12 protein-coding genes and 1 tRNA gene are annotated in these 9298 nt (G+C 67.6%); 6 read left to right on the plus strand and 7 right to left on the minus strand.

Translation table 11 applies throughout. The features are described 5' to 3' along the window. Positions 1-205: 205 nt before the first annotated feature. Positions 206-298, minus strand: a tRNA-Ser gene (locus K5Q19_RS19865). 257 nt (positions 299-555) lie between these two features. Here K5Q19_RS19865 and K5Q19_RS19870 point away from each other — a divergent pair. Beyond that, complete coding sequence (locus tag K5Q19_RS19870) at positions 556-1347, plus strand: DUF1134 domain-containing protein (protein ID WP_292948719.1); 792 nt, start codon at positions 556-558, stop codon at positions 1345-1347. 61 nt (positions 1348-1408) lie between these two features. After that, positions 1409-2581, plus strand: coding sequence for an amino acid aminotransferase (locus tag K5Q19_RS19875; RefSeq protein WP_292948721.1), 1173 nt, complete (start codon positions 1409-1411; stop codon positions 2579-2581). On the opposite strand, the gene K5Q19_RS19880 is transcribed toward K5Q19_RS19875, so the two are convergent. The 6 genes from K5Q19_RS19880 to K5Q19_RS19905 all read right to left on the minus strand — a co-directional run bounded on the left by K5Q19_RS19880 (position 2582) and on the right by K5Q19_RS19905 (position 6595). Further along, the gene (locus K5Q19_RS19880; RefSeq protein ID WP_292948723.1) at positions 2582-3205 is read right to left on the minus strand and encodes a riboflavin synthase; all 624 of its coding nucleotides are present in this window, start codon (positions 3203-3205) and stop codon (positions 2582-2584) included. Positions 3206-3221: 16 nt separating this feature from the next. Next, positions 3222-4196, minus strand: coding sequence for a bifunctional diaminohydroxyphosphoribosylaminopyrimidine deaminase/5-amino-6-(5-phosphoribosylamino)uracil reductase RibD (gene ribD, locus K5Q19_RS19885; protein WP_292948740.1), 975 nt, complete (start codon positions 4194-4196; stop codon positions 3222-3224). Further along, positions 4193-4672: a hypothetical protein gene (locus K5Q19_RS19890; protein ID WP_292948725.1), complete on the minus strand. Its 480-nt coding sequence runs from the start codon at positions 4670-4672 to the stop codon at positions 4193-4195. The genes ribD and K5Q19_RS19890 overlap by 4 nt, the downstream gene beginning before the upstream one ends. A 69-nt stretch (positions 4673-4741) precedes the next feature. Further along, entirely contained in the window at positions 4742-5500 is a 759-nt protein-coding gene (locus K5Q19_RS19895; RefSeq protein WP_292948726.1) for a SprT family zinc-dependent metalloprotease, read from the minus strand. Then, the gene (locus K5Q19_RS19900) at positions 5497-5964 is read right to left on the minus strand and encodes a YcgN family cysteine cluster protein (RefSeq protein ID WP_292948728.1); all 468 of its coding nucleotides are present in this window, start codon (positions 5962-5964) and stop codon (positions 5497-5499) included. The genes K5Q19_RS19895 and K5Q19_RS19900 overlap by 4 nt, the downstream gene beginning before the upstream one ends. A gap of 7 nt (positions 5965-5971) precedes the next feature. Next, positions 5972-6595: an SCO family protein gene (locus K5Q19_RS19905; protein ID WP_292948730.1), complete on the minus strand. Its 624-nt coding sequence runs from the start codon at positions 6593-6595 to the stop codon at positions 5972-5974. An 87-nt stretch (positions 6596-6682) separates the two neighbouring features. On the opposite strand from K5Q19_RS19905, the gene K5Q19_RS19910 reads away from it, so the two are divergent. From K5Q19_RS19910 to K5Q19_RS19925, 4 genes are all read left to right on the plus strand, one after another. Continuing rightward, complete coding sequence (locus K5Q19_RS19910; RefSeq protein ID WP_292948732.1) at positions 6683-7330, plus strand: ankyrin repeat domain-containing protein; 648 nt, start codon at positions 6683-6685, stop codon at positions 7328-7330. Positions 7331-7341: 11 nt separating this feature from the next. Continuing rightward, on the plus strand, positions 7342-8025 hold the full coding sequence (locus K5Q19_RS19915) for a COQ9 family protein (RefSeq protein WP_292948734.1): 684 nt from the start codon (positions 7342-7344) through the stop codon (positions 8023-8025). A 60-nt stretch (positions 8026-8085) separates the two neighbouring features. Further along, positions 8086-8340: a FeoA family protein gene (locus K5Q19_RS19920; RefSeq protein WP_292948736.1), complete on the plus strand. Its 255-nt coding sequence runs from the start codon at positions 8086-8088 to the stop codon at positions 8338-8340. Beyond that, on the plus strand, positions 8337-9298 hold a 962-nt coding region (locus K5Q19_RS19925; RefSeq protein WP_292948738.1), incomplete at its 3' end, for a ferrous iron transporter B. The genes K5Q19_RS19920 and K5Q19_RS19925, both read left to right, overlap by 4 nt.

The following is a 9298-nucleotide window of genomic DNA, read 5'->3' on the forward strand; positions in this document are numbered from 1 at the left end:
CTAGCAGGACTGGCCCATTTTTAATCCGGTGCTACCGGCCGATCCGTGGCCCCTTTTATTCCCGGTGTTCTCACACGAACCTTAATTCCCGGCTGAATCATGCCTATTGGGGCTAGAAATACGCTAAACATATCAGCGTATGAGGCGCGGCCCAGCGTACCCCTCTGCAAGGGAGTCTTTGAGAAACGCTTATTTTTCAAAGAATTGGCGGAGACGGAGGGATTCGAACCCTCGGTACCGGTAATCCCAGTACGACGGTTTAGCAAACCGTTGGTTTCAGCCACTCACCCACGTCTCCGGATCGCAGCGGCGAGGGGGCGCTATAGCGAGGGAGTGGGGGGGCGGCAAGGGGCTTCCTGCGGGTCATTGTGGCCGCGATCTCCGCAACCATTCCGGATTCGCCTCGGCGTGAAATCGACTCGGCTCATCGCCGGTTCATTGTGCCGGGTGAAGAGATGAGGGCCTGATACGCTGACGAAGGGTCCGGCCTGGGTGTCGGAGCCGGGTGACCGATGCCGAACAACCGGCGCTGGGCCGCAGGATAGGAATTGGGTGATGAAGCTGAGCCGGAACATCGCGATCGGGCTTGCCGCATTGGGACTGGTGCTGGGCGCTGCTGCGCAGGCGCAAGTTCAGCAGATCGATCCCAACACTGCTATCGATGGGGACTTGCCGGCAAAGCCCGGCTCGCAGCCCCTTCCGCCTGCCCCCGCGCAGCCGGCCCCCTCGCCGAGCGCGCCGACGGCTCCTGTCGGAACGACGCGGTCGGGCGATCCGGCATTCTCGTCCCCCGCCGCGGCAGCACCGGGCATGGCATCGATTCCGGCGGCGCCCGGTGCGGCTAGAGGCACAGCCGCTGATGGCACCACCTACCGCGAGGACGACCTGATCGGCGCCGCCGAAGGCGTCTTTGGCAAGGGGGCCAAGGGTCTCGCGCTGATGATCCAGGATATCCTGAAGAAGCAGGGTCAGCCCAACGCCTATATCACCGGGCGCGAGGCGGGCGGCGCGGTGGTCGTCGGGCTGCGGTATGGTTCGGGCACGCTCCATCACAAGATCGAGGGCGAGCGTCCGGTCTACTGGACGGGTCCGTCGCTGGGCTTCGACCTTGGCGCGAATGCGGCGAACACTTTCGTGCTCGTCTACAATCTTCACGACAGCGAAGACCTCTTCAAGCGCTATGGCGCGGGTGAGGGGCAGGCTTACTTCGTCGGCGGCTTCAATGTGAGCTATCTGCGCCGGGGCAATGTGGTGGTGATTCCGGTGCGCTTCGGCGCCGGGCTGCGGCTCGGGGTCAATGCCGGGTACATGAAGTTCAGCCGCACCCAGAAGTGGATGCCGTTCTGAGCGCACAGGGCAAGGCTGCGGCCTCTTGTGCAGCGCGCGGTTTGGGGGCAAAGGCGCGCCCATGCTCGAGACCCTGAACGCCCAGCCCGCCGATGCGCTGCTTGCGCTGATCAAGCTCCACAATGCCGATCCGCGGCCGACCAAGATCGACCTCGGCGTGGGCGTCTATCGCACCAGCACGGGCGAGACGCCGGTGTTCGGCGCCATCAAGGCGGCCGAGCGCATTCTGCTCGAGACGCAGGATTCCAAGGCCTATCTCGGGCCCGAGGGCGACATGGGCTTTGTCCATGCGCTGATCCCCTATGTGTTCGGCGCCGATTTCGATCGTGCCCGCGTCGAGGGTATGCAGGCCCCGGGCGGCACCGGCGCGGTGCGCCTTGCGGTGGAAGTGGCGGCGCGCGCGGGCGCCAAGCGGATCATCATGGGCACGCCGTCCTGGCCGAACCATGCGCAGATCGTCGCGGCCGTCGGCCTCGAGCTCAAGACTTTCAAGCACATGACGGCGGACGGGACTGCCGACCTTGAGGCGCTGCGCGGCGCGCTGGCCGATGCGGCGTCCGGCGATGTCGTGCTGCTCCATGGCTGCTGCCACAACCCGACGGGCGTCGACTACACCCATGCGCAGTGGGACGAGATCGCGCCGATGGTCGCCGCCTCGGGCGTGCTGCCGCTGATCGACCTTGCCTATCAGGGCCTCGGCGACGGGATGGAAGCCGATGCCTATGGCCTGCGCAAGGTGCTGGCCGCCGTGCCGGAAGCGCTGGTTGCCTATAGCTGCGACAAGAACTTCGGTCTCTACCGCGACCGTGTCGGCGCCTTCTATGCCGTGACAAGCGATGCCGATGCGCTTGCGAAAGCCATGGCCAACGGCGCGACGATCGCGCGCGCTAGCTGGTCGATGCCGCCGGATCATGGCGCAGCGGCAGTGCGGCTTATCCTCGGCGATGCGACGCTTACCGCGCAGTGGATCGACGAGCTGACCGCGATGCGCGCGCGCATGGCCGAAGTGCGCGAGCGCCTCGCCGCCGCGCAAGCGATCGGGCCGATCAGCATGGCGCCGCTCGGGCTCCAGAAGGGCCTGTTTTCGATGCTGCCGCTTTCGGGCGAGCAGATCATGGCGCTGCGCGAGAAGCACGGCGTCTATATGGCGGGATCGGGCCGCGTGAACATCGCCGGGCTGACGACCGGCAATATCGAGAGCTTCATTGCCGCGCTGAAGGATGTCGCAGGCTGATTAGCCCGCAGCAGCGAGGCTCTGCATCCGCTTGAGATAGCGGGCGAGGACGTCGATCTCGAGATTCACTTCGCGGCCCGGCGCGAGCGTGCCCAGCGTGGTCACCTCTGCGGTGTGCGGGATGATATTGAGCATGAAATGGCATGTGCCGTCCGGCTGGTCGGCAAGGTCGTTCACGGTGAGCGAGACGCCATCGACCGTGATCGAGCCCTTGGCGGCGATGTAGGGCGCCAGCTCCGGCGGGGCCGCGACGACGACGTGCCACGAGCCGCCGATCTGATCGACCGAGACGACGCGGCCCACCGCATCGACGTGGCCGGTGACGATATGGCCGCCGAGTTCATCGCCCAGCTTCAGGGCCGGTTCGAGATTGAGCGGGGCGTGTTCGTGCCACTGCGCCGGAGCCGTGCGGCTGATCGTCTCGCCCGAAACGTCGACCGCGAACCAGCTGTCGCCGGCAGTGCCGCCGCGGTCGACGACCGTCAGGCACACGCCCGAGCAGGCGATCGAAGCGCCGATGGCGATCTTTGCCGGGTCCATCGCGCAGGCAATCGTCACGCGCGTATCGCCCTTGGTGGCAATGGCGCGGATGCGGCCGACTTCTGTGACGATGCCAGTGAACATGGGGATGCGGTCTCCTTCAGCGGATGCGGTCGTAGACGTCGAGCGTGTCGCTGCCAAGCCGCCGCCGGTCGGTGAGCTGCCAGCGGCCATGGGCCTTGCCCAAGGAGGTAAGGCCGATATCGCCAAGGCCGTGCCGGCCGGTGCCGATCAGGATCGGGGCGCGGTAGAGCAGGAGCCGATCGACCCGGTCGGCAGCGAGGAACGCAGCGGCAGCGCCGGCGCCGCCTTCAATCAGGAGGTACTGCGCATCGCCGAAGCTTGCGTTCGCAGGATCAGCGATAGCCTGCCAGCCTTCTGGCGCCGCGCCGCGGGTCAGCACCCAGCGCGCCGGGCTGCGCGCTGCGAGGCCGGGGAGGCGCACGTCGAGCCGTGGGGAATCGGCGCGCAGCGTTTCACCGCCAACGAGGATCGCGTCAGAGCGCGCCCGCATGGCGTGGCCGTGGGCGCGCGCCTCGGCACCGGTGATCCACTGGCTGGCGCCATCGGCCATGGCGATGCAGCCATCGAGCGAGGTGGCGAGCTTGAGCGTGGTGTGCGGGCGGCCAAGGCGCGCACGGGTGAGGTAGCCTTCGAGCGAGCGGATGGCGGCGGGGGATGGCAGCAGCGCGGCTTCGATCCCGGCGGCGCGCAGCAAGGCGATCCCGGCGCCGGCGGTGCGCGGATCGGGATCCTCGCAGCCGATCACCACGCGGGCGAGGCCTGCATCGCGCAAGCTGTGCGCGCAGGCGGGGCCGCGCGGGCTATCGTGAGCGCAGGGCTCGAGCGTGACGTAAGCTGTCGCGCCGCGTGCCGCTTCGCCTGCCTGGTTCAAGGCTTGCGCCTCGGCATGCGGGCGGCCGCCGGGCTGGGTCCAGCCGCGTCCGATAACGCGGCCTTGCCTGATGATCAGCGCACCGACAGCGGGGTTCGGGCGGCTGAGCGGACGCCCGCGCGCGGCGAGTGCGGCGGCCGCGTCCAGCCAGTCGGCATCGCTGAAGGCCACCGGGCTCAGGGCACCTTGGGAGCAGGGGCTGCGCTGGCAGTGGGCTTCACCACAAGGCGATCAAGCAGCGCCTTGTTGCGCGCCTCGGTCGCGCGGGCTTCCGCCTCGCGTTCAGCCTTGGCCTGGCGGTCCATTGCTTCAGTGTCGAGACCGGTGGCAGCACCGACAGCCTTGTACATGCCGCGAATGTCGTCAGCCCGCGCCTGCTCTGCTGCCGCTTCGGCGCGGGCCTTCTTCGTGGCCTCGATATTGCCCGCGATGATCTCGGCATCGGTGCGATCGGCGCGCCAGCTTTCGAAGTAGATCACCTCGGGCGGGCGCGGCAGGCCGCGGCCGCCCTGCTGCCACATCACCGAAAAGATGCCGCCCGTGGCCAGCACCGCAAACGCAAGGCCGCGCCAGCGATACTCTGTCGGCGCACCGAGGATCTGCCAGATGTCCTTGACGGCGCGCACCGGGGAGACGTTGCGGAAAAACTCTTTCATGACGGACTAGATAGAGCGTGGCGGGCCGACGCGCCAGTGCTGGCGCAAGGGTCGGGACGAAAGGGATAATCAGCCGAAGGGATGGTAAAGCCCGCGCCCTTCCGCCTTGAGCCAGCGATTGGCGTCTTCGATCGGCGCTTCGTAAAGCTCGTCGAGATGCGCATGGAACGCCGGGCTGTGGTCGAAGTGCGTCATGTGCGCGACCTCGTGCGCGACGACCGAGCGGCGGACGAAATCCGGCGCCATGACGAGCCGCCAGTTGATGCGGATCACGCCCCGGCTGCTGCAACTGCCCCAGCGGCGGCGCGCCCGCGACAAGGCGAGTTTCGGCAAGGGCTGGCCGGCGCGGGCGCAATAGTGCGCAAGGTCGGCGCTGGCGAGGCGCAGCGCTTCGGCTTCGAGCCAGCGGCGCAGGCGGCTCTCCATGCCATCGGCCGGACCGCCGAGCAGGAGCTGGCCATCCGCGATCGCCGGGCGGCGCGGGGCACCCTGCCGCCATTCCACCCGCAGCGGCTCACCGCGAAACGCCAGCGTGCAGCCTGCCCCGATCCGCACCGGCGGCGGGATGCGCGCGAGTTGCGCTGCAAGCCAGTCGCGGCGCTGTTCGGCGAAGCGGAGCGCATCGGCGGTGTGGCCCCATTCGGGCATCGAGATGCGCGCCTCGCTGCCGTCGGGCGCAAGCCGCAGGGTGATGCGGCGCGCGGTGCGCAGGCGGCGGACGATGACTGGGAGTTCGCGGTCTCCCACCGTCAGAACGCGCGGCGCGGGCGCCGGCGCGCGGGCACCTGGCTTGCGGCCGCGGGCTAGCATGCGCGGCAGGGAAATCACCGCCGACCCCACGCAGCGATGTCTTCCGGTACGATATGCTCCTCAAGCGGGCCAGCCAGCACTTCACTCACGGCCCGGCCGATGACCGAATGGCCCGCGCGGCGCACTTCCTCGCGGTCTCCGCATTCGAGGTAGTGCCAGGCAGGCAGAGGCTTGCCGTCCGCGCGCAGGCGATAGGCGCAGGTCGCCGGGAGCCACGGCACCTCGCGCACCAGCCGGGGGGTGAGGCGCAGGCAATCGGGCACCATGGCCTTGCGGTGGCGATAATCGGAGCAGCGCCCGGTCGAAAGATCGAGCAGGCGGCAGGCGACGTTGGTGTGATGGACTTCGCCGGTGTCCTCATCCTCCAGCTTGTGGAGGCAGCACTTGCCGCAGCCGTCGCACAGCGCTTCCCATTCGTCGCGCGACAAGGCCTCGATCGGCTTGTCCCAGAAGCGGCCGGAAGAAGGGAGCGAGCCGGGCATCAGCGGCTCAATGCACCCACTTGGCGAATTCGCTGGCCACCGCGTCCGCATCCTTGTCGACCGGCAACAGTGCGATGGGCTGGCCTTGCGGACCCATCAGATAAGCGGCTCGGCTGTGATCCATCAGATAGTCGTTCGGGCCGGTGCCCTGACCCTTCTTGTAGTAGACCGCGTAGGACTTGGCGATCTGCGCGATCTGGGCGTCGCTGCCGGTGAGGCCGATCAGTTCCTTGCCGAAATGTGCGGTAAACTGGCCGACAACCTCGGGCTTGTCGCGCGCCGGGTCGATCGTGATGAACAGCGGGACGACCTTTGCGGCAAGGTCCGGGTGCGCCTTGGCGAACTTGTGATAGCCCTGCATCAGCATCTGCACATCAAGCGGGCAAACATCGGGGCAGAACGAATATCCGAAGTAGAGCGTCGTGTAGCGGCCCTTGAAATCGGCGGCGTGCACGGTCTTGCCGGTCTTGTCGACCAGCGTGAAATCGCCGCCGATGGCCGCGCCCTCAAGCGGCGGCGGTTCGCTGGACGCGCCGCCGCAGGCGGAAAGCAGAAGAAGCGCGGAAGCTGCGATGGCAGTGCGCAGGCGGGCACGAATAGGTCTCTTGGGGTCCATGGCGCGGCGGTTCATGCTCTGCTAACCAGCGGCTTGCAAGGGGCGACTCTGTTACACGGCGATCAGAGTGCGCGCTTTATCGATTAGAACGGGGCTGACGAAATGAGGGACAGGACGGTGATCGCACGGCTCAGGGCAGGGCGGGGGCTTCGCGCCGGTTTTGCCGCCGCCGCGCTGCTGGGCGTGCTTGGCTCTGCGGCGCCGGTCCATGCGCAGTTTTCCGAAAGCTACAAGTTCCTGGAAGCCATCCGCAAGAAGGACGGCCAGAAGGTGACCGACGCGCTCAACGAGCCGGGTACCCAGATCATCAACACGCGCGATGTCAGCACCGGCGAAAGCGGCCTGCATATCGTGACGGCGCGGCGGGACCTCACGTGGATGCAGTTCCTCGTCGCGCGCGGGGCCAACGTCAACGTGCGCGATGCCAAGGGCACGACGCCGCTCGTGCTCGCCTGCAACCTCGGCTTTATCGAGGGCGTCGAGTTCCTGCTCACCTCGGGCGCGAAAGTGGACGAGCCCAACAACACGGGTGAAACCCCGCTGATCACTGCGGTTCACCGCCGCGATCTCGCCATGGTGCGCGCGCTGCTGAAGGCCGGTGCGAACCCGGACCGACCGGACAATTCGGGCCGGTCCGCGCGTGACTACGCCCTGCTTGACGGCAAGGACAGCGCGGTCACGAACGAGATCGCCAATTCGTCCAAGGGTGGAGCTGCGGGTCAGAAGAAGACCTACGGCCCCTCGTTCTGATCGGACCGACCATGATCGACGCTGCCACTGCCGACCTTTCACTGGAGGACCTGCGCGTCCTGCTCGCCCCGCATATCGCCGAAGCCGCCGCCTTCGACGGCTGGACCGAAGCCGCGCTCAACGAGGCTGCCGAGATCACCGGGATCGATCCCGCTGCCGCGCGCTTTGCCTTTCAAGGTGAGGGCGGGCAATCGGCCGCCATGGCCATGATCATCGCGTGGGCGGGCAGCATCGACCGCGCGATGGCCGAAGCGCTCCCGGCGGAACACCTTGCCACCATGAAAGTGCGCGAGCGGATCACCGCGCTGGTCACCTTCCGGCTCGACCAGATTGCCGGGCGCGAGGAAGCGCTGCGCGGCGCGCTGATCGAGATGGCCAAGCCCTGGAACGTCCCCGCCGCGACGAAGCTCGCCTGGCGCAGCGCGGATGCGATGTGGCGGCTCGCGGGCGATACCGCGACCGACAACAACCACTATACCAAGCGCGCGATCCTCGGCTCGATCTATGCTGCCACTCTGGCGGTCATGGCCGAGGACAAGAGCGAGGACCGCGAGGAAACCCGCGCCTTCCTCGCCCGCCGGATCGACGGCATCATGCGCTTCGAAAAGGCCAAGGCGCGCTTCACCGCAAAGCCCAAGGACGAGACTTTCAGCGTGACCCGGCTGCTGGGTCGGCTCCGCTATCCGGCGCGGTGATCGCAAGCAGTTATTGCGAATGACTTGCAATGACCGGGACGCTGTGGCAGCGCTCGAAGGGTGACACTCGATGAACTCCCCCTTGGCCTGTCGGCACGGATCCTGTCCGCGGATTGGGATGCGCTCGTGCCTGAAGAAGCGCAGCGGCTGAAGGCGCTGGGGATCGAGGAAGGGGCCGAAGTGCGGCTTGCCTATCGCGGGGTATTTCTGGGCCGTGATCCCATTGCCATCGAGATCGGCCGGATGACCGTGGCACTGCGGCGTGTGCACGCCCGGGCGATGCAGGTCGAACCCCTGACGGTCCCCGCAGCATGACCCGGCAGACCATGATCGCCGCGCTCGTCGGCAATCCCAATGCCGGCAAAAGTGCGCTGTTCAACGCGCTGACCGGCGCGCGGCAGAAGATCGCCAACTATCCGGGCGTGACGGTGGAGCGCAAATCGGGCCGCATGCAGCTGCCGAGCGGCGAGCCCGTCGAACTGGTCGATCTGCCGGGGTCCTACAGCCTCAATCCCTCGAGCCCGGACGAGGAAGTGACCCGCGACGTGATCATGGGCCGCATGACGGGGCAAGCGCAGCCCGACGTGCTGGTGGTCGTGCTCGATGCCTCGAACCTCGAACAGCACCTTGTCTTCGCGCAGGAGATCATCGAGCTAGGCCGGCCGGTGGTCGTCGCGCTCAACATGGTGGACCTTGCCGAGCGTGACGGGCTGGTGATCGATCCCACGGCGCTCGCCGCGGCGCTCGGTGTGCCGGTGTTCCCGACTGTCGCGGTGCGGAAGCGCGGCCTCGCCGAACTGACCGCCGCGGTTGCGGCGCTGCGCGACCGGCCGGTGAACGCTGAACCCGCGCACCGCCCGCACGTCACCGCGCCGGAGCGGCGCATGCTGGCGCGGCAGATCGCGCGCGGGTCGATCCTTTCCGAAACCGCGCAGCACCGTATCCATGCGCAGCTCGACCGCGTGCTGCTGCACCCCTGGCTGGGGCCGCCGATCCTGCTCGCGCTGCTCTTCGTCGTGTTCCAGGCCGTGTTCAGCTGGGCCGAGCCGGTCAAGACTGTGCTGCAGGCCGGCATCGACATGCTCAGCGCGGGTGTTGGGGCTGCCTTGCCTGCCTCGCTGCTGCGCGATTTCCTCACCGACGGCGTGATCGCCGGCGTCGGCGCAGTCGTCGTGTTCCTGCCGCAGATCCTGATCCTGTTCTTCTTCATCCTGACGATGGAAGCGACCGGCTACATGGCCCGCGCCGCCTTCCTGATGGACCGCGCGATGGC

This window comes from Novosphingobium sp., from assembly GCF_019748365.1.
GTDB lineage: Bacteria > Pseudomonadota > Alphaproteobacteria > Sphingomonadales > Sphingomonadaceae > Novosphingobium.

Coding starts and splice junctions, on each gene's coding strand:
- K5Q19_RS19870 (WP_292948719.1), top strand. CDS start 556: ATGAAGCTGAGCCGGAACATCGCGATCGGGCTTGCCGCATTGGGACTG.
- K5Q19_RS19875 (WP_292948721.1), top strand. CDS start 1,409: ATGCTCGAGACCCTGAACGCCCAGCCCGCCGATGCGCTGCTTGCGCTG.
- K5Q19_RS19880 (WP_292948723.1), bottom strand. CDS start 3,205: ATGTTCACTGGCATCGTCACAGAAGTCGGCCGCATCCGCGCCATTGCC.
- K5Q19_RS19890 (WP_292948725.1), bottom strand. CDS start 4,672: ATGAAAGAGTTTTTCCGCAACGTCTCCCCGGTGCGCGCCGTCAAGGAC.
- K5Q19_RS19900 (WP_292948728.1), bottom strand. CDS start 5,964: ATGCCCGGCTCGCTCCCTTCTTCCGGCCGCTTCTGGGACAAGCCGATC.
- K5Q19_RS19905 (WP_292948730.1), bottom strand. CDS start 6,595: ATGAACCGCCGCGCCATGGACCCCAAGAGACCTATTCGTGCCCGCCTG.
- K5Q19_RS19910 (WP_292948732.1), top strand. CDS start 6,683: ATGAGGGACAGGACGGTGATCGCACGGCTCAGGGCAGGGCGGGGGCTT.
- K5Q19_RS19915 (WP_292948734.1), top strand. CDS start 7,342: ATGATCGACGCTGCCACTGCCGACCTTTCACTGGAGGACCTGCGCGTC.